The sequence below is a fragment of the Sinomonas mesophila genome (genome assembly GCF_001999765.1).
Lineage (GTDB): Bacteria > Actinomycetota > Actinomycetes > Actinomycetales > Micrococcaceae > Sinomonas > Sinomonas mesophila.
The window spans coordinates 216,425-234,933 of record NZ_KV908325.1; the positions used below are offsets into that span (position 1 = coordinate 216,425).

At 71.8% G+C, this 18,509-nt stretch carries 20 protein-coding genes; 7 read left to right on the plus strand and 13 right to left on the minus strand.

Annotated elements, in window-relative coordinates:
- Positions 1 to 26: 26 nt before the first annotated feature.
- The 5 genes from BV907_RS06215 to BV907_RS06235 form a co-directional block, all read right to left on the minus strand.
- Positions 27 to 974 carry a flavin reductase gene (locus BV907_RS06215; RefSeq protein WP_077488855.1) on the minus strand — a complete coding sequence of 316 codons (948 nt, stop codon included), beginning with the start codon at positions 972 to 974 and terminating at the stop codon, positions 27 to 29.
- A 122-nt stretch (positions 975 to 1,096) separates the two neighbouring features.
- Positions 1,097 to 2,404: an aminotransferase-like domain-containing protein gene (locus tag BV907_RS06220; protein ID WP_077488856.1), complete on the minus strand. Its 1,308-nt coding sequence runs from the start codon at positions 2,402 to 2,404 to the stop codon at positions 1,097 to 1,099.
- 192 nt (positions 2,405 to 2,596) lie between these two features.
- The gene (locus BV907_RS06225) at positions 2,597 to 2,863 is read right to left on the minus strand and encodes a GlsB/YeaQ/YmgE family stress response membrane protein (protein ID WP_077488857.1); all 267 of its coding nucleotides are present in this window, start codon (positions 2,861 to 2,863) and stop codon (positions 2,597 to 2,599) included.
- Positions 2,864 to 2,956: 93 nt separating this feature from the next.
- On the minus strand, positions 2,957 to 3,142 hold the full coding sequence (locus tag BV907_RS06230; protein ID WP_139346635.1) for a CsbD family protein: 186 nt from the start codon (positions 3,140 to 3,142) through the stop codon (positions 2,957 to 2,959).
- A 162-nt stretch (positions 3,143 to 3,304) separates the two neighbouring features.
- Positions 3,305 to 3,994 carry a TetR/AcrR family transcriptional regulator gene (locus tag BV907_RS06235; protein ID WP_077488858.1) on the minus strand — a complete coding sequence of 230 codons (690 nt, stop codon included), beginning with the start codon at positions 3,992 to 3,994 and terminating at the stop codon, positions 3,305 to 3,307.
- Between the two features lie 176 nt (positions 3,995 to 4,170).
- Between BV907_RS06235 and BV907_RS06240 the strand changes: the two genes are divergently transcribed.
- The 3 genes from BV907_RS06240 (at position 4,171) to BV907_RS06245 (ending at position 7,323) form a co-directional block, all read left to right on the plus strand.
- The gene (locus BV907_RS06240; protein WP_175637390.1) at positions 4,171 to 4,938 is read left to right on the plus strand and encodes a sigma-70 family RNA polymerase sigma factor; all 768 of its coding nucleotides are present in this window, start codon (positions 4,171 to 4,173) and stop codon (positions 4,936 to 4,938) included.
- A 70-nt stretch (positions 4,939 to 5,008) separates the two neighbouring features.
- A complete protein-coding gene (locus BV907_RS18240) occupies positions 5,009 to 5,596 on the plus strand; it encodes a hypothetical protein (RefSeq protein WP_139346636.1) in 588 nt (195 codons plus the stop codon).
- A 359-nt stretch (positions 5,597 to 5,955) separates the two neighbouring features.
- Positions 5,956 to 7,323 carry an FAD-binding oxidoreductase gene (locus BV907_RS06245; RefSeq protein ID WP_077488860.1) on the plus strand — a complete coding sequence of 456 codons (1,368 nt, stop codon included), beginning with the start codon at positions 5,956 to 5,958 and terminating at the stop codon, positions 7,321 to 7,323.
- Between the two features lie 108 nt (positions 7,324 to 7,431).
- Here BV907_RS06245 and BV907_RS06250 read toward each other — a convergent pair whose 3' ends face one another.
- A complete protein-coding gene (locus BV907_RS06250; protein ID WP_077488861.1) occupies positions 7,432 to 9,879 on the minus strand; it encodes a glycoside hydrolase family 65 protein in 2,448 nt (815 codons plus the stop codon).
- Between the two features lie 136 nt (positions 9,880 to 10,015).
- Complete coding sequence (locus BV907_RS06255; RefSeq protein ID WP_077488862.1) at positions 10,016 to 10,753, minus strand: HAD family hydrolase; 738 nt, start codon at positions 10,751 to 10,753, stop codon at positions 10,016 to 10,018.
- 587 nt (positions 10,754 to 11,340) lie between these two features.
- On the opposite strand from BV907_RS06255, the gene BV907_RS06260 reads away from it, so the two are divergent.
- From BV907_RS06260 to BV907_RS06265, 3 genes are all read left to right on the plus strand, one after another.
- Entirely contained in the window at positions 11,341 to 11,754 is a 414-nt protein-coding gene (locus BV907_RS06260; protein WP_077488863.1) for a CBS domain-containing protein, read from the plus strand.
- 123 nt (positions 11,755 to 11,877) lie between these two features.
- Complete coding sequence (locus tag BV907_RS18245; RefSeq protein WP_139346637.1) at positions 11,878 to 12,039, plus strand: DUF2207 domain-containing protein; 162 nt, start codon at positions 11,878 to 11,880, stop codon at positions 12,037 to 12,039.
- 93 nt (positions 12,040 to 12,132) lie between these two features.
- Entirely contained in the window at positions 12,133 to 12,597 is a 465-nt protein-coding gene (locus BV907_RS06265; protein WP_077488864.1) for an SRPBCC family protein, read from the plus strand.
- Here BV907_RS06265 and BV907_RS06270 read toward each other — a convergent pair.
- The 5 genes from BV907_RS06270 to ald all read right to left on the minus strand — a co-directional run bounded on the left by BV907_RS06270 (position 12,594) and on the right by ald (position 16,422).
- Positions 12,594 to 13,208 (minus strand): MOSC domain-containing protein, encoded by a 615-nt coding sequence (locus tag BV907_RS06270; protein WP_077488865.1) that lies wholly within the window; start codon positions 13,206 to 13,208, stop codon positions 12,594 to 12,596. The genes BV907_RS06265 and BV907_RS06270 overlap by 4 nt on opposite strands.
- A 129-nt stretch (positions 13,209 to 13,337) precedes the next feature.
- Positions 13,338 to 13,469 (minus strand): hypothetical protein, encoded by a 132-nt coding sequence (locus tag BV907_RS19575; protein WP_281250848.1) that lies wholly within the window; start codon positions 13,467 to 13,469, stop codon positions 13,338 to 13,340.
- A gap of 86 nt (positions 13,470 to 13,555) precedes the next feature.
- Entirely contained in the window at positions 13,556 to 14,188 is a 633-nt protein-coding gene (locus tag BV907_RS19310) for a hypothetical protein (protein ID WP_245827817.1), read from the minus strand.
- Between the two features lie 257 nt (positions 14,189 to 14,445).
- A complete protein-coding gene (locus BV907_RS06280; RefSeq protein ID WP_077488866.1) occupies positions 14,446 to 15,033 on the minus strand; it encodes an NAD(P)H-dependent oxidoreductase in 588 nt (195 codons plus the stop codon).
- Between the two features lie 270 nt (positions 15,034 to 15,303).
- Positions 15,304 to 16,422 (minus strand): alanine dehydrogenase, encoded by a 1,119-nt coding sequence (gene ald, locus BV907_RS06285; protein ID WP_077488867.1) that lies wholly within the window; start codon positions 16,420 to 16,422, stop codon positions 15,304 to 15,306.
- Positions 16,423 to 16,670: 248 nt separating this feature from the next.
- Here ald and BV907_RS06290 point away from each other — a divergent pair, with 248 nt between their 5' ends.
- Positions 16,671 to 17,867, plus strand: a complete 1,197-nt coding sequence (locus BV907_RS06290) for a PucR family transcriptional regulator (RefSeq protein ID WP_077488907.1) — start codon at positions 16,671 to 16,673, stop codon at positions 17,865 to 17,867.
- A gap of 2 nt (positions 17,868 to 17,869) precedes the next feature.
- Here BV907_RS06290 and BV907_RS06295 read toward each other — a convergent pair whose 3' ends face one another.
- On the minus strand, positions 17,870 to 18,265 hold the full coding sequence (locus BV907_RS06295) for a helix-turn-helix domain-containing protein (RefSeq protein ID WP_077488868.1): 396 nt from the start codon (positions 18,263 to 18,265) through the stop codon (positions 17,870 to 17,872).
- Positions 18,266 to 18,509: the final 244 nt, after the last annotated feature.

The window sequence follows — 18,509 nt, forward strand, 5'->3', positions numbered from 1 at the left end:
GTGGTGCCGCTGCGACGAGACCCGGGTCAGAGCTCCTCGAGGCGGGCGCCGTCGAAGAAGTGGCCGGCCTTGTAGACCATGGGATGGGCCTCTCCCACCTCGGCGTGGCGGACGCGGCCGACGAAGATCGTGTGGGTCTTCGCCTGGAAGCGCTCCTTGATCTCCGCCTCGAGCGAGGCGGCCGAGCCGTCGATGAGCGGGGTGCCGTGGGGGCCGGCGTGCCACTCGAGGTCGGCAAACTTGTCCGGGGCCTTGGACGCGAAGGTGCGCACGGTGCCCAGTTGGTCGTTGCTGAGGATGTTGATCCCCAGATGCGAGGACTGGAACAGCGCCGGGTAGGTCGAGGACGTCTTCTGGACGCAGACGAGCACGAGCGGCGGGTCCAGCGAGATCGAGGCGTAGGAGTTGGCGGCGAGGCCGCGCGGTCGCCCCTCGTCGTCGACCGTCGTCACGACGGTGACGCCCGTGATGAACTGCCGGTTGAACCCCTTCATGACGTCGGAGGGGAGATTGCCGGAGAGGTTGTCCACGACGACGTCCGGGGCCTCCTCGAACGCCGAGCCGAGGGACGGGACGCCGAGGTCGGCCAGGAGCTCGGCGGAGTCCCACGTGACGCGCTCGTAGGCGATGCGGCCATCGCGCAGCGTGAGCGCGTTCGAGCCCCGGGTCTCGACGACGCCGCCCGTGGGCGGGACCCCGCGGAGCGGCTGCGTGAACGTGCCGGTCGTCGTCCAGAAGATCGCGACGTCGTCGCCGCTCGCGATGACCTTGTCGATGCGCGTTGTGAGATCGGGGAATGCTGCCCGGACGTCGAGGACCTCCTGCTTGAGCTCGGCAAGGCCCGTGACCTTCTTCGTTCCGGTGCTCTCGCGCTGGTAGTCGGCGGTGACGATCGCGTCGAGGGCATCGACGTCGCCCTCGTCCCACGCTGCCTTCCAGGCTGCTGTCACAGTGTCGGTGATCGTCGGTTGCATGCCACAACCGTAGGACTCGATGCGCGTCGTGCGCGAGGAGGCGCGACATGGTGGGTTGAGCAGGGTCAGAGGCGCTCCGACCCTGCTCAACCCACCAATTGCGCCGCAGCGGGCGGCGCGGGTCAGCCCGCCGTGGCCGCCTTCGCCCGGTGCCTCTCGACCGCCGCGCGGACCACGGGCGCGAGCCGCCGCACGCCCTCGCGGATCTGCTCGGGGGAGACGCCGCTGAACGCGAGCCGCAGCCTGCTGCTCGGCCCGTCCGCGGGCGTGAACGCGGCGCCGGGGATGAACACGACGCCGGCGTCGATCGCCTCGTGCAGGAGCGGGTACGTGTCGATCCCCTCGGGCAGGGTGACCCAGACGAAGAAGCCGCCGTCCGGCGTCGTCCACTCCGCCTCGGCGGGGAAGTGCTCGGCGAGGGCCTCGAGCATCGCCGAGCACCGCTCCGCGTACACGGCGCGGGCCGCGGCGAGGTAGCCGCGCCAGTCGAAGCTCCGGAAGAACTCGGTCACGATGAGCTGGTTCAGCGTGGACGGGCACAGCACGACGGCCTCGGCCGCGAGGTAGAAGCGCCGGTAGAGGTGCCGCGGCACGAGCGCCCAGCCGAGCCGCACGCCGGGGGAGAAGATCTTCGAGAACGATCCGCAGTAGATGACGTCGTCGGGGTTGTCCGCGCGGAGGGGCGGCAGCGGCTTCCCGTCGAAGCGCAGCATGCCATATGGGTTGTCCTCGAGCAGGAGGATGTTGTGCTCGCGGCAGATGTCCACGATCCGCTGGCGCCGCTCGGCGGTGAGCGTGATCCCGGACGGGTTGTTGAAGCTCGGGATCGTGTAGAGGATCTTGATGGTCTTCCCGGCGGCCTCGAGCTCGGCGATGCGGGCCTCGAGCTCCTCGGGGACGAGCCCGTCGGCGTCCATGCGGACCGGCTCGACCTGCACCTGGTAGGCCTCGAAGGTGTTGAGGGCGCCCACGTAGGTCGGGTCCTCGACGAGCACCACATCGCCCGGGTTGCAGAAGACCTTCGCCGCGATGTCCTGCGCGGACTGCGAGCCGGTGGTCACGACGACGTCCTCGGGCGAGGCTCCGGCGATCCCCTCCTCGCCCATGATCTCGCAGATGAGCCGCCGCAGCTCCTCGGTGCCCTTGCCGTTGCCATACTGCAGCGCCGTCATGCCGTGCTCGGCGATGACGCGCCGCGCGGCCTCGGCGACGGTATCGAGCGGCAGCCCACTCAGGCTCGGCGCGCCGCCGGCGAGGGAGACGAGCCCCGGGCGGATCGAGATGTCGAAGACGTCCCGGACGGCGGACTGCTTGATGTTGTGCGCGCGGGCCGAAAACAGGGATTCGTGGCGGTGGCTGGCCTCGGCGCGCTCGAGGGCCGTCTGGGTCTCGGCGGTGAGCTCGGTGCCGGTCAGCGTTCCGGCGGTCATGTCCTGTGAAGTCACTCACACATCCTAGCGCGGAAGTTGCTGGATATGCACTTTTTGTTTCTCCCCCGCGCCTTCGTGCGCCGTGGCTCGCACGACGGCGGCGCCGCACCCGGCTGGGTGCGGCGCCGCCGTCGTCATTTCCCAGGGCGTGAGCCCGCGTCGGTGCGCGTGCTCACGTCAGTGTTCCTGAGCTCAGGCGTGGTGGTGGCGGCTCGTGACCGCGCCGTAGATGCCCAGTGTCACGAGCGAGCCGAGGATCGCGACGATCCAGGTCTGCAGGCTCCAGAACTCGTTCAGGCCCACGCCGAAGACGGCGCTGCCGATCCAGCCGCCCAGCAGGGCGCCCACGACGCCGAGCAGCATCGTGATGATCCAGCCGCCGCCCTGGCGGCCGGGCAGGATGGCCTTGGCGATGGCGCCGGCGATGAGTCCGAGGATGAGGAATGCGAGGATGCTCATAGTCAACTCCTTCTCGTCCGGCCACGGATCTGGGCCGGTTGGTGTCGGTTGCTGTGATGAGTCGCTTGTTGGGTCGCTGCGGCCCGTTGGCCGTCAGCGGTCGGTGACGTCCTTGACGGCGTCCTTCAAGTGCTCGCCGGCCTGCTTGAGCCCGGCCTTCGTCTGCTCGGCCTGGCCTTCGGCCTCGAGTCGCTCATCGTCCGTGGCCTCTCCGAGGCGCTCCTTGGCCTTGCCGCTGAGTTCCTCGGCCTTGTTCCGGATCTTGTCGTCCATGCCCATGTGCGGCTTCTTCCTCCCGTCGTGGGTGGGTCCGTGTGCCCACCCTGTGGGCGTGCGCTCCGTCCGTCGTCCGGCATGGCCGGTCCGTTGGGGGCGCACACGGAATAAGTGCCCCGCAGGCGCCGATTGAAACATCCGGCCATGAGGCCCTGCGGGAACCACCTAGGAGCTGTGCGCGGTGTCGCGCCGGCGGGAGCCATTCTGCTCGCGCTTCGAGCGCGGCGTTCCATCCGAGCGGCCATCCTTGACGGGCCCGGCCTGCGGGCGGTGCAGCTCGATGAGCGCCCTCGCCATGTCTCTCGCCCGTGTTGCGGCCTGGCCGTCCCCCTCGAGCGAGGCGATGATGGCGCCCTTCGTCAGGATGTGGAACGACCACGCGAAGCCCTCCGGGTCGCGAAGGCCGCTGGCCTTGGCGAGGTCGGCGAGCTGGGCGCGGACGCGGCCGAGATACTCGATGCTTGCCCGGCCGAGGGGATGGTTCGGCCCCATCTCGATCATGACCTGGAGGAATGTTCCGACCTCCGCGACATCACGCCGGAACCAGTCGTCGAGGACCTCGAAGGCGGCGAGGAGCGCCTCTTCGGGCGTGCTGCGCCCTTCGGAGGCCTTCGCGATCGCAGCCCGGCGCTCCCGGAACCAGCGCTCCATGTAGGCCATGACGAGCGATTCCTTCGAGGGGAAATGACGATAGAACGTCGCCTTGGCAACCCCCGAGCGCGCAATCAGTTCGTCCACTCCGACGTCCCGGATCCCGCGCCGCGCGAAGAGCTGATAGGAGGTGTCCAGGATCCTCTCCCGCGCGCTCGAGCGCGCGGTCACCCCACGAGAGAGGCCGTCTTCTCGACCATTCATGTCTCCCATCATAGCCGCTAGACAGACCTGTCTGTCTGTGTGCAATAATCCTCGCAGTGAGACAGACCGGTCTGTCTCATCACTGGGCAGTAGCGGTCCGCCGTCGTCTGAGCAGTGACGACGCGCGGCCGTCCACACGACCGCACCGGTGCAGCGGTGCGGATGAGGAGGCCACTGTGAGTGAAGTCAGCGGGCTCGAGGAGACATCGGCCCACGCCAAGAGACCGGCCCACGCCGGAGCGGAGGACGACCTGTGCGCGGATGAGAGGGCCGCCGCGCTGGTGGAAGACCACCTCGGCGTCGCCGATGCGCTCGCACGCAGGATGCGGGTGCCCGGCCACGACATTGAGGACCTGCGGCAGGTCGCGCGGCTGGGGCTGGTGACGGCCGCAGCGCGGTACCGAGAAGGGCGCGGCCACGGATTCGTGCCCTACGCCGTCCCCACGATCACGGGGACAGTGAAGCGCTACATCCGGGACCAGTCCTGGGTCGTCAGGCCCCCTCGTTCCATCCAGGAGCTCCGGCTGCGGGTCAACGCGGCGCGCACGCGGCTCGCCCAGGACCTCGGCCGGGAGCCGACCGTCGGGGAGCTGAGCCGGGAGCTCGGTGCCTCCGAGGAGGCGGTCGCGGAGGTGCGGGTCGCGTGCGCGGCCATGTCCCCCGTCTCCCTCGAGTCCCTCGACGGAACCCCAGACTCGCCGCCGGATTCTTCCTTACGCCTCATCGGCGTCGTCGACGCCGGTTACGAGCGCGTCGAGGAGCGCCAGCTCCTGGCCGCAGCGCTCGAGGGAGCGTCCGACGCCGACAGGCGGCTCCTCCGGATGCGCTTCGTGGAGCAGATGAGCCAGAGCGAGATCGCGACCGAGCTCGGCGTGAGCCAGATGCAGGTCTCGCGCCTCCTGAGTCGGCTGCTTGCGCGCATGCGCCGCAAGGTGGCCGCCTGAGGGCCATGTGTAGGGACGTGGGCAGGGGGAAATAGCCGGGTGACCGGAGCCTGACAGAGAGGAGTCCACCATGCGCACCGTCACAACCGAAGGCATGTCGGCAGCGGGGGCGGGCGTGAGCGCCGTCGTCGTCGGCACGATCCCACCCGAGCCGCAGCCACCGCATGTCCCGCCAGAGCCCGGGCCGGAGCCGGGGGGCCCCGAGCGTGGGCCGAGCACGTTCCCGCCCGTCGACCCCGATGCGGAACCGTTCCCGCAGCCGGGGCGGCCCTCGCCGGGCGGCCCGGTGCCGGAACCCCCGATCCCGCCGGACGGCCCCGTGCCGCCGGGCAAGGAACCGGGCGAGCCCGGTCCCTTCGGGCACAACCCTTTGGGCCGCGATCCGTGGGGGCGCCACCCACAGGGACACAGGCCCGTCGGGCGCGAGCCCGCGCCTGACCGCGAGCCGCCCGGGCCGGCCGAGCCGGTGCCCGGGGAACCCGAGCCGGGGGAACCCTTCCCCGCTGAGCCCGGCCCCGACCGGCCAGGGCGCGATCCCGATGCGCCCCGCCCCGGCCCGCCGGACGATCCCTACGCCCCCGTGACCATCCCGCCGGAGTCGCAGGATCCGCTCAAGACGGAACCACAGGAGCCGGCGGAGGACGACGGCGGGGGATAGGGCGGGGCCGATGAGGGCCTGACGCCCTGACGGCAAGCCCGTCACCTCGCGGCGAGTTCCCCCGCCGCGAGCCGTTCGAGGACCTCGGTGAGCACGGCAGGACCGGCCACGGGGTCCTCGTCGCGTGTGTGCTCGTGCGCGCAGAGTTCCCCAGAATTGAGGCCTTGGGGCGCCCGACACGCCGTGAAAGCAGGCGACACGCCGGCGGTTGAAGCCCAAAGCTGGGGAAGCCTGCACGCCGGGATTGCCCCGCACGCGCCCCCGACGAGGGCAGGCCCACATTGAACACGGGCTCGCCGTGGGGCAGAGTCGAAGGGCATCCGGTGCGCAGGAAGTCCACCCGGTGCGAAAGGAGCCCCATGCCGTCCGTCCTGCCCCGCCTCGAGGAGGCCCTCGGCGCGCAGAAGGTCTCGACCGCCCCCGAGACGCTCGCCGTCTACTCGCGCGACGGGGGGCCGCACCCGTCGGGGACGCAGGCGATCGCGGTCGTCTTCGCCGAGGATGTCGAGGACGTGCAGGCCACGGTCCGTGCGTGCGCCGCGGCCGGCGTGCGGATCGTCCCCCGCGGCGCCGGGTCCGGGCTCTCGGGCGGCGCGGCGGCCCTCGAGAACTCGATCGTGCTGAGCCTCGAGCGGATGAACCGCATCCTCGAGATCCGCGCCGAGGACGAGGTCGCCGTCGTCGAGCCCGGCGTGATCAACGCGGACCTCAACGCCGCCGCCGCACCCTACGGGCTCATGTATGCCCCGGACCCCGCGAGCTACACGTTCGCCACGATCGGCGGAAACATCGGCACGAACGCAGGCGGCCTGCGGTGCGCGAAGTACGGGGTGACGCGCGAGGCCGTCCTGGGCCTCGACGTCGTGCTCGCCGACGGCACGCTCATCCGGACCGGCAGGAACACCTTCAAGGGCGTGGCGGGCTACGACCTCACGGGCCTCATCGTCGGCTCCGAGGGAACGCTCGGGATCGTCGTCGGGGCCACCGTGCGCCTGCGCTACCTCCCCGCGGAGGTCCAGACGATCGCCGCGTTCTACCCCGACTTTGCCTCCGCCGCGGCGGGCGTCCTCGCCGTCGGCCGGGCCCGGGTGCAGCCGGCCATCATGGAGCTCATGGACGCCGGCTCGATCGCCGACGTCGACCGCCTCCACGCCTCGGACCTCGCCTCGCGCGGCGCGGCTCTCCTGCTCATCCAGACGGACGGCTTCGGCGCTGCCGCCGAGGCCGACGTCGTCCGGCGGGTCCTCGCGGAGACCGGCGCCGCCGTCTCGACCGAGGACCCGGAGGAGGCCGAGCGCCTCGTCTTCCTCCGGCGCAACTCCCGCGGCGCCGAGGCCGACGACGCGTTCCGGGTGGGCGAGGACGTCGCCGTCCCACGCTCGCGGCTCGTCGACTACGCCCACGAGCTCGGGCTGATGGCGGCCAGGCATCGCGTGAACCTCAAGATCGTCGCGCACGCGGGCGACGGCAACCTGCACCCGACCTTCTGGGTCGACCCGCTCGCCCCCGACTGCGCCGAGGCCGCCGCGCGCCTCGACGACGCCCTCGACGAATCGATCGACGTGGCCCTCGCGATGGGCGGCACCATCACCGGCGAGCACGGGATCGGCTCCTTCAAGCTCCGCTGGCTCCCGCTCGAGCAGGCCGAGCGCGTCCACGATCTCCAGGCCGGCATCAAGGCCGTCTTCGACCCCGACGGGATCCTCAACCCCGGCAAGGCGTTCTGACCTGACCCCGCATCGTTGGGAGGTGACCCCGCATCGTTGGGACGTGACCCCGCATCGTTGAGAGCTGACCCCGCATCGTTGGGACGTGACCCCGGATCGGTGGGCGGCCTAGCGCATCGCCGCGACGGCGGCGAGACCCGCCGTCGGCGTCGGGTCCGGGAACACGCTCGGCTCGGGCTCGGCGACCGGCTCGAGGGGGATGGAGATGGGCTCCGCGCCGACGGCGTAGACGCGCCCGCGCACCTCGACGTCGAGCCGGCCCGTGCCGTTCAGCGCCACGCCGCCCAGTGCCCCTGAATCCGGGCCGGGTTCGAGCCCGAGGGTGATCGCCGCCGGCGTGACCCGCACGGCAAGGGTCCGCCCCCGCAGCCGGAGCCGGAACGCGAGGCTCTCCCAGCCCTCGGGCAGGCGGGGGTCGAAGCGCGGCGCCCGGCCCTGGTCGCGGAAGCCCGCGAAGCCGTTCGCGAGCGCGGCCCAGACCCCGCCCGCCGAGGCCGTGTGCACGCCGTCGACCGTGTTGCCGTGCAGGTCGTCAAGGTCGATGAATGCCGCGGTCGTGAAGTGCGCCAGCGCCGTCGCGGTGTACCCGACCTCGGCTGCCATGATCCCCTGGACGCACGGGGACAGCGTCGAGTCGCCGGTCGTGATCGGGTCGTAGAAGTCGAACGCGCGCTGCTTCTCCTCGTCCGTGAAGTCCTCCCACTGGAGGAACATCGCGAGCACGGTGTCCGCCTGCTTGAGCACCTGGTGGCGGTAGATCACGAGCGGGTGGAAGTGCAGAAGGAGCGGGTACTTGTCCCGGGGCGTGTCCCAGTCCCACTGCTGGAGCGTCATGAAGTCGTTGTCCTGGGCGTGGACGCGCTGCTCCACGTCGTAGGGCAGGGCCATGCGCGCGGCAGCCTCGGTCCAGAGGAGGCGGTCGGTCTCGCTGACGGAGTGGTGCTCGAGCGACGCGGCGGCGCGCAGGTTGAACCGCGCCATGACGTTCGTGTAGAGGTTGTCGTTCACGACTGCGGTGTACTCGTCCGGCCCGGTCACGCCGTGCAGGTGGAACTTCCCGTCCTTGCCGAAGAATCCGAGCGATGCCCACATGCGCGCGGTCTCGGAGAGCAGCTCGGCGCCCTCTCCCGTGCGGAACGCCTCGTCGCCCGTGGCCCACGCGTAGCGCGACGCGGCGAACGCGATGGCCGCGTTGATGTGGAACTGGGCGGTCCCGGCGGCGTAGTAGGCGCTCGCCTCCTGGCCGTTGATCGTGCGCCAGGGGAACAGCGCGCCGTCCACGTTGAGCTCGGCGGCGCGGGCCTTGGCCGCGGGCAGCATGCGGTGCCGGAACTCGAGGACCTGCCGCGCGGAATCGGGCGCGGTGTACGTCAGGTACGGCATGAGGTACACCTCCTGGTCCCAGAAGTAGTGCCCCTCGTAGCCCGAGCCGCTCACGCCCTTGGCGGGGATGCCCGCGACGCCGGCCTGTGCTGTGGCCTGGGCAAGCTGGAACAGGTTCCAGCGCACGGCCTGCTGGAGCTCGGGCTGGCCGCCGATCTCGACGTCGGCCGTCGCCCAGTACCGCGCGTAGTGGGCCGCGCTTTCGGCGGCGAGGTCCTCGATCCCGCGCAGCGACGCCTCCGCGGAGGCGAGCAGCGCGTCGACGGAGATTCCTGCATCGGCATGGCTCGCCGCCGTCCCGGCATAGGAGTCGAATTCCTCCCACTCGGGCTCGGGGGCAGGCTCGACGGCGTACGCGAGCCGCTTCTCGAGCCGGAACTCCTCGCCCGGGTCGAGCGGCAGGACGTAGCGGACCGTGCTGCGGTCGCAGTCGGCCTCGGTCGAGAAGGGCGGGACGGTCGCGTTCGTCTCGTGCTCGACGGCGAGGGCGATCCGCTGGCGCGACTCCGCCGTCGCCCACGCGAGCCGCAGGGAGCCGGTGGGGCCGCCCTCGGCGCGCAGCGGGGACAGGACGCGGCCGGCGTGCCGACCGGCCCGGCGCGGGTCGTGCGCGGAGCCGTCCTCGGCGGGCTGGTCCTGGCGGTTGACGACGGCGGAGGCGACGTCCGCGACGACGCGGCGGTCCGCCGTCACGACCAGCTCGATCGTGAGGCTCGCGCGCGACGCGGCGCCGACGGCGCGGCGCTCGCGCGTCGTGACGACCGCTCCCGACGAGGTCTGCCACACGACGGTGCACTCGTAGACGCCGGCGGCGAAGTCGAGCGTCCGGCGGTAGTCGAGCACGGGCGTCGCGGCGAGGGTCAGCTCCTCGCCGTTGATCCGCACGGTGGCCTCCTGGCCGTCCGGGACGTAGAGGATGCGCTGGCCCTGCTTCGCGAAGCCGTACGCGTTCTCGGCGTGCCGGATGTCGAAGGTCTCGTGGAAGCCGTTGATGAACGTCCCGGGCAGCTGGGCGTCCTGGGCGGAGGCGTGCGCGCCGCGCAGGCCGAGGTGGCCGTTGCCGAGCGTGAAGAGGGTCTCGAGCGTGCCGGCGTCGCCGGGCACGTGCGCGGCCTCGACGAGGGACCACGGCTCGGCGGGGAAGCGGCGGCGGTCAGCGGAGACGAGCGTCATGGGTGCGTCCTTCAGGGGGAGAAGGGTGTGTGAACGGAGCGAGGGGGTTGCGGGGGTAGTGCTGGGGGTACGGCCCGGTCCGTGGGGGGTCAGGCCAGACGGAGGGGAGGGGGGAGGGGAGGGGGAGGGGGACAGGTCAGAGCAGTTCGTCGAGGTCGCGGACGACGAGTGTCGCCCCGGCCCCCAGCAGGGCCTCGTGGCCGGCGCCGCGGTCGATCCCGACGACGGCGCGGAAGCCGCCGGCGGCCCCCGCCTGGACGCCGGAGACTGCGTCCTCGATCACGAGGCATGCCGCGGCCGGCGTGCCGAGGAGCTCGGCCGCCCGCGCGTACGTGGCCGGGTGCGGCTTGCCGGGCAGGCCCTCCGCGGCCGCCGTCGCGCCGTCGACCACGACTGGGAACTCGCCCGCGAGCCCGGCCGCCCGCAGGACCGCGGGGGCATTGCGCGAGGAGGAGACGACGGCGAGCCGCAGCCCGCGGGCCTGGGCCTCGGCGATGAAGCGGACAGAGCCGGCGAAGGGCTCGACCCCCTCAGTCTCGACGATCTGCGTGAAGATGCGGTTCTTGCGGTTGCCGAGGCCGTGGACGGTCATGCTCTCGGGGCTGTCGTCCTCGGGCCCCTCGGGCAGCACGATGCCGCGGGAGGCCAGGAAGTCCCGGACGCCGTCGAAGCGCGGCTTGCCGTCGATGTGGTCGAAGTAGTCCGAGTCCGCGTAGGCGGGGCCCGTGCCGGCCTCGTCGAGGTAGCCCTCGAAGAGGCGGCGCCACGCGAGCTCGTGCACGGTCGCGGTGGGGGTCAGGACGCCGTCGAGGTCGAAGAGGACGGCCTGCGTGCCGGTCCACAGGTCGGTGTGCTGGTCCTGCTGTGTCGTCATGGTCCTCTCCTCGGTCGGGGCGTCCGGGGTCGTGGGGCGCGCATGCGGGCGCGCCCGGGGGATCGGTGGCGTGTGTGCAGCTGCGATGGGAAGCGAAGTCCCGGGCCGCTGGTTCCGGCGGCGGAGCGGGGCGTCCGGGCAGCCGCGGAGCGGGCGCGTCCTGCGCGCGCGTCGCCCGCGGGCAATCATTCCACGGTACGCCGGGCAGGCGTGGGACCGCGAACCGAGGGCGCGCTATGACGTCGCGTCCACATCGGGGCGGGAGCCGGACAAGCCTCGATTGCGTGCGCGGGCGGCACGCCATCCGGCGTCAGCCATGGGATCACGGCCTCAACCCTTTCGACGGGGAACCAGGCGGGTGCCGGGCGCGAATCACGGTGCTCCGCGTGGTGCCGACGAGAAACTGTAAGCGCTTGCACATCGGCTGCGCAACACCGTGGCGCGCGGGCGCGTAGTCCCGAAAGAGGCCCTTCAGGCCTGTTGACCCCCGCCGCGGACCGGTATCAGGATGGAATCGACTGGACGGCGAAGGCTGATGCGGTCAATCCGGGCCGGGCCGGCGCGCCGCAGTCGCGAAGGAGGAGCCCATGCCCAAGGTCAAGGACCTCATGACCGACCACGCCGAGTGCATCGGCGAGAAGGACACCCTGCGCCGCGCCGCCGAGAGGCTGCGCACGCTCGACGTCGGCTCGATGCCCATCTGCGGCGAAGACGGCAAGATCCACGGCATGCTGACCGACAGGGACATCGTCGTGAAGTGCATCGCCGAGGGCGGCGACCCCGACATGGTCATCGCGGGCGACCTCGCCCAAGGCCGGCTGTACTACGTCGACTCCGAGGCCACGATCGAGGATGCCATCTCCGTCATGAAGGAGCACCAAGTCCGGCGCCTGCCGGTGATCCACGACCACCGGCTCGTCGGGATCCTCAGCCAGGCCGACGTGGCCCGGCACTATGCCGAGGAACGCGTTGGCGAGCTGGTCGAGGGCATCTCGGAATAGGCCTGTCGACAACCTCGAGGCAGGCGCCATACGGCGCCTGCCTCCTTTCGGCTGGGGCCGCGTGGCGCGGCGGGAGCCACGGGAGATTGTTTCGAACGCCGCGTCCGGGGCAATGAAACCGGCATGAACACTCTTCTCATCATCGCCGGCGTCATCGCGATCATCCTGCTCCTCGTGGGCGGGTTCAACCAGGCGCTCAACTTCCTGCTCTGGGTAGGCATCATCCTGCTCGTCCTGGCCCTCATCGGCTGGGTCATGGGCCGTGCCCGCGGCGGCGTGAGGTAGAGGCACGGGGCGCTGTCTCGGTGCTGCAGCGCCCCGGCATTGCGCGCGCCCGCCCCCTCCCGTGGCGGGCGCGCGCGTGCGTAGCATGGGCCCATGTCTGGGTACACGATCACGCGCAGCGCCTTCATCCCTGCCCCTCCCGAGGCCGTGTTCCCGCTCGTGAACAGCTTCCGCGAATGGAGGAAATGGTCGCCCTGGGAGGGGGTCGATCCAGATCTTCAGCGCACCTACTCCGGACCTGAGTCCGGGGTGGGTGCCACGTACGCGTGGTCGGGCAACCGCAAGGCCGGTGCGGGGAGCATGCAGATCCTCGACGCGCATGAGCCCACCAGCGTCCGCATCCGGCTCATCTTCCTGAAGCCGTTCCGCGCCGTGAATCCCACGGGCTTCACCTTCGAGCCGGAGCGCGGCGGGACCCGGGTCACCTGGGCCATGAGGGGCGAGAACAAGGGGCTCGCGAAGCTGTTCGCCATGGTCATGGACATGGACAAGCTCGTGGGCAAGGACTTCGAGAAGGGTCTCGCGAACCTCGCGAAGGCCGTCGAGCAGAACCGCTAGGGGAGCCTCCCGGGCCGGAGCGCGGAGGCCTCGCCGGCGCGCGCCGGGTCCAGGGGCACGGGGCTCACGAGCACCGCCGGCCCCCGCCGCAGCGTCCCGTCCGTCAGCGGCTGGCACCGCAGCCCGCCCCGCCCGCGCATCGCCGCGTGCGCGCCCGGTGCGAGCATGCGGTCCATCCACGCGCAGGGGTGCGCGGGCCGCCCGCCGCGCAGCCGGACGCTCGAGCCGTCCGACTCGAGGACGAACTCGACGCCGACAAGCGGCCCCAGCTGCGCGCCGCGCAGGATCACGTTGCGCCGGGTCAGCGCCGGATCGAGCGGTCCCGTGCCCAGCTCGGCCGCGACGGCCTCCAGTCCCTCGGCCGCTAACAGCGTCAACGCGGCATCCATGTGCGCGGCCTTGCCGAAGAACCTGTCGCCCACGATCCCCTTGCCGGCCACGATCTCGACGCGCTCTGCGTCCTCGGTCGGGACGTCCGCGGCGCCGTCCTTGGCCCGGCCAAAGTAGGCGTGGCCGGCCGAGACGACGAGGTGCAGGATCTCGATGTCGTAGCGGAACGCATTGCCGTAGCGGAACGAGGGTTCGGGGGACTCCTGGTCAGGCTGGCTCATGCCACCACGCTACGCCCGCGTCGTGATGGGCAGTACACGTCCCAGAGCAGGGCGCGTGCTCACGGCCCTGACCGTGGCCGCGTCCGATTCGGGCTCCCGCGTCCGCGGCGTCTCGCGGGGTCCTGCTGATCAGTCCTCGTCGGGCCCCTCGGCGGGATCCTCCGAGTGCGCCCGGATCTCGGTCGCGTCCAATTCCTGGTCGCCCTCGGCCGGGGCCTCGCTGTGGACCCTGTCCTCGGTGTCGGGCTCGAACCCTGTCATGGCAATCCCCTCGTGCGTTGAGTGGCTTCCTCCCCCGATTCCAGCGTAGACCCGCCCCGGGCGTCGGGCCATGGAACGCGCCGGGCCTACGCGAGGCTCAGGACGTCGTCGAGCGGCACGCCGTTGACGTAGACCACGGCGCGCTCGGCGCCCGCGGCCGCCATCGCGCTGTACTCGATCTGGGCCTTGGCCCGGGGGACGTCGCACGTCCCGGCGAGCATGAATGTCCCGGTGAGCCAGACCGTGATCGTGCTGCCGTCGTAGGAGCCCGCGACGTACTTCAGCTCCGACTGGTAGAGCGCGTTGTACAGGCCGGACTGGCCGACGAGCGCCCGGTGGTCGGCGAACAGCCGGCGCAGGGTGGGGCCGACCTGGTCCCGGAAGCGCTCGGGCGCGGTGAAGGTGGCGACCACGCTGTCGCCGCAGCCGATCCGCGGGCCGGATGCGCCGTCGTCGTCCATCGCGATGTAGAAGATCGTCAGCGGCGCGACCTGCTCGGGGAGCTGGGCAGCGGTGGGGGCAGTGGTCGGGGGCAGCGGCGCGGCGGACGACGGCGTGCCGCCTGGCGGCATCGTCGGCGCGGGCGCGCCGGTGGTCGGCGCGGCTGACGGGGACGGGCTCAGGCTCTGATCGGGTCCGGGGGAGGGCGCGCACGCGGCGAGGGCGAGCGCAAGGGCGATGGCAGCGGCCGTCCGCGCCGTCGTCGTCCGCCTGGCCATGTCGGCTCCCTCGCTCGCCACCCTCCGTCTCTCAACGGTAGGGCCGGGGCGAGCCGCCGAGCATGCCGTTCGGTTCACGCTTCCGCGGCACTTGGGACACGGCGCGGCAACGGCGCGGGGCCGGGGCGGCGGCTGTCATCACAGGCCGGACACGCCCGCCCTCATGCGCAAAGCGCCGCCGCGCCCAGGGGCAGCCCCCGGGCGCGGCGGCGCTCGATGGATCGGTGACGCGGTCGTTCGGCGTCCTGACGATCGTGTCAGTTGGCTGCGGCGGCCTCGGCCACGGCGCCGGTGGCCACGGCGGGGGCGGCGAGAGCGGCGAGGACGCTCTTGATGCCCTCGACCACCTCGGCGTCGTCCTGAGGGGCGATCTCGGCGAATCGCGAGTACGACGCGCCCACGGCGAGCTTGGCGTCCTCGAGGACCTCGGCGCCGGCGATCTTGAGGGACTTGCGGGCGTCATCGTGCGCCCACACGCCGCCGAACTGGCCGGCGGACGTGCCGATCACGGCGGCCTTCGTGCCGGTCGCCGAGCCCTGGCCGAACGGGCGGGAGATCCAGTCGATCGCGTTGTTGAGCACGGCCGGCGTCGTGCCGTTGTACTCGGGCGTGATGAGGAGGATGCCGTCTGCGGCGGCGACGGCGGCGCGGAGCTCCGCGGCCTTGGCCGGAACCTTTCCCTCGACGTCGAGGTCCTCGTTGTAGAACGGGATCTCCTCGAGGCCGGCGAACGTCGTCACGGCGGTGCCCTCGGGGGCGGCTGCTGCCGCGACCTCGGCGAACTTGCTGTTGACGGACTCGGCGCGGAGGCTGCCGACAAGGGTCAGAATCGTGGTCTCGGCCATGGTGTTCTCCTCGATGGTCAGTGGCCCCGGGCGGGCCGCCCGGCGCTTCTGTGATGTGTCAACCATCTGGAGGGGGCGGGCCATTCCGCGCCGGGGAGTGGCCTTGATCACACCGCCGCCCCCGACGCGGGGTCACCTCCCTACGTTCCGGGGTCACCTCCCAAGGATGCGGGGTCACGTCTCAGGGACGCGGGGTCAATGTCAGCTCAATGACCCCGGGTGGCAGGGAGGTGACCCCGGATCGCTGGGAGGTGACCCCGGATAGGAGGGTCAGGCGGAGACGAGGCCCCGCCAGTCCGGAGCGAGCGGGAGTCCGTGGGCTTCGGAGACGGAATGATGGGTCACGCGGCCGGCCGCGATGTTGAGGCCCGCGGCGAGCGCCGGGTCCTTCTCGAAGGCCGCGGCGACGCCGAGGTCCGCAAGCAGGACGCCGTAGCGCAGCGTGACGTTCGTCAGGGCATAGGTCGACGTGTTGGGGACCGCCCCGGGCATGTTCGCGACGCAGTAGAAGATCGAGTTGTGCACCCGGAATGTCGGGTCCTGATGCGTCGTCGGATGCGAGTCCTCGAAGCAGCCGCCCTGATCCACTGCGATGTCCACGAGCACGCTGCCGGGCTTCATCCGGGCCACCAGCTCATTGGACACCAGCTTGGGCGCCTTGGCCCCCGGGATGAGGACCGAGCCGACCACGAGGTCCGCCTCGACGACCGACTTCTCGATCTCGTACTTGTTCGAGGCGACCGTCTTGAGCCTGCTGCCGTACAGCGCATCGAGCTCCTGGAGCCGTCCGATATTGATGTCCAGGATCGTCACGTCCGCCCCGAGGCCCATCGCGACGACGGCGGCGTTGGTCCCGGCCACCCCCGCGCCGAGCACCACGACCTTGGCCGGGCGGACGCCGGGCACGCCGCCCAGGAGCACGCCCTTGCCGCCGGCCGGGGCCGTCAGCGCCTGCGCTCCGACCTGGACCGAGAGTCGGCCGGCGACCTCGGACATGGGGGCAAGCAGGGGCAGGCTGCGGCCGGACTGGACCGTCTCGTAGGCGATCGCGGTCACGCCGGACTTGAGCAGGGCACGGGTGAGCGCCGGTTCGGCGGCCAGGTGCAGGTACGTGAAGAGAATGAGGCCCTTGCGGAAATGGCCGTACTCGGCGGCGATCGGCTCCTTGACCTTCATGATCATGTCCGCCCGGGCCCACACGTCCGCGGCGTCCTCGACAAGCTCGGCGCCCGCGATCATGTACTCGTCGTCGCTGATGCCCGAGCCGAGGCCGGCTCCGCGCTCGACCAGCACGGTGTGGCCGTGCGCGTCGAACTCGTGGACCCCCGCGGCCGTGATGGCTACGCGGAACTCGTTGTTCTTGATCTCTTTGGGGACTCCAATGATCACTGCGGTCTCCGTTGCTTCCGTGGGGTTACGGCCGTCGTCCGGCCGGCCTGCGCGAGGGGCATCAGCCCGTGCCTCCAGCGTAGATCCGGTGTGAGGCGTGCCATACGGGCGCAGCCGACCGCCGACGGCGCGAGGCCCGGAAATCCGGGGATCCCGTCGTCGTGCGTCAGACAAGTGTCTGAGCGTGCAGCGGCAAATGTCGCCTCGTGTTGACGCGAGGGGGCCTCCGCGGACGTATGCTGAACGGCATGCGGCACGGCGTCGAGGAACTGGTGGAAGAGGCGGCGGCCAAGCTGGGGCGGGGGCTGAGCGTCGAGGACCTCGACGGTGTGCTCATCGCGTACTCGTCCAACCAGCCCCAGGCGGACCCGGCGCGCGTGCGGTTCCTCCTGTCGAAGCGGCTCCCGCCGGACATCCAGGCGTGGCAGCTCTCGCACGGCATCGCGACCGCCGTGCGGCCCGTGACCGTCCCGGCGAACCCGACCCTCGGGATGTACGGGCGCGTGTGCGTGCCGCTGCTCGTGCGCGGCTTCCGGGTCGGCTACCTCTGGATCCTGCAGGGGCCCGAGGAGGACGGCTCGGCGGCGATCCTCGCGGCCCTGCCGACCGTGCGGCTCGAGCTCGAGCTGCTCGCGGGGCTGCTCCTGGAGTCCAACACCGCGGAGTCGGCGCACCGGCGCGGGCGCGAGGCGGAGTTCCTCGCCGCCGCCGCAGGAGACCGGAATGCGCAGGCTGCCATCTCGGGCTGGCGCGAGGTCCAGGGCCGCGCCCCGTGGCAGGTCGCCGTGCTCCTCGACCCCGAGGGCGTCACCCCCGAGGACCCGCAGGCCGCGACCGTCGCGACGAGCACCGCCGCGATGCAGGCCACCGCCGGGATTGACCCAGCGCTGTTCACCGCTGGGACCGAGACGCACGCCGTCGTGCTCTTCACTGCGACGAGCGCCCGGGCGAGCCACGCCGCCGTCCTGACGCACTACGAGCGGGAGCTCGCGAAGCGGTCGGGGCGGCCCGCCGGGCGCATCCTCGTGGGGATCAGCGAGCCATTCTCTGCCCTCAAAGGGCTGCCCGAGGCCGCGGCGCAGGCCAGGCTCGCGGCGCAGGCCGCGGCGGTGGATCCCGAGCTCGGCGAGCTCGTGGACGTGCGCAGCATCGGCGCCTACCAGCTCATGGGAGCGTTCGCTGCCGAGCCGACGAGCGTGTACTTCTCGCTGCTCGAGGCCGAGGACCGCAACGGCGAACTGCTGCCGGTGCTCGAGATGCTCTACGACAGCGACGGCGCCGTGCAGACCGTCGCGGACCGGCTGCACGTGCACCGCTCGACCGTGTACCATCGGCTCGCGCGCGTGCGGAAGGTGATCCGCGCCGAGCCGCTCTCGGGCCGCGTGCGGCAGGAGCTGCACCTCGCGCTCAAGGCCCGCCGCTGGGCGGGCCGCCCCCGGATCTGAGCTCAGTCCTCCCCGACGGCAGGCCCGCCCTTGCGCGAGCCCTTCTGGCCCGCGAGCCACGCGAGCACATCCTCGCGCCGGATCCGCCGGTGCGAGCCGCGGTACTCGACGGGCCACGTGCCGAGGTCGGTCAGCTTGCGCACGTAGGTGTGGCTCACGCCGGCGAGCTCGGCGGCCTGCGCGACGGTCAGGAGCGGCTCGGCGCTGCTCACCGTGACGGACTCCCCGCGCGCGAGCCGCGCTAGCAGGTCCTTCACCGCGGCGTCCGCCTCTGGGGCGAGGCGGTGCGCCGTTCCGTTGGCGAACACCGAGACGTCCTGCGCGGTCAGCGCCCGCCCGAGCGCGGCGGCCTCCTCGGGGGCCAGGGCGGGAGTCGTGCGCGGGGCGAATCTGCTCATGCGCCCAGAGTAACCACAGGTCAGGTCGGTACGGACGACGGCGCGTGGTCGCCCCGCCGCTCAGGTCTCGGGTACGCATCTCGACGCCCTCCTGCCGTTCCTGGTACGGATCTCGACGCCGATCCGGCATTCCGGGTGCACTGGGGTTCGGATGGCCGACGGCGGGCCGCCGCCCATCGCCGTCGTCATCCCCGGAGGTAACGCCGACGGCGCGCGGCCGGCCCTGAGAGCCGGCCACGCGCCG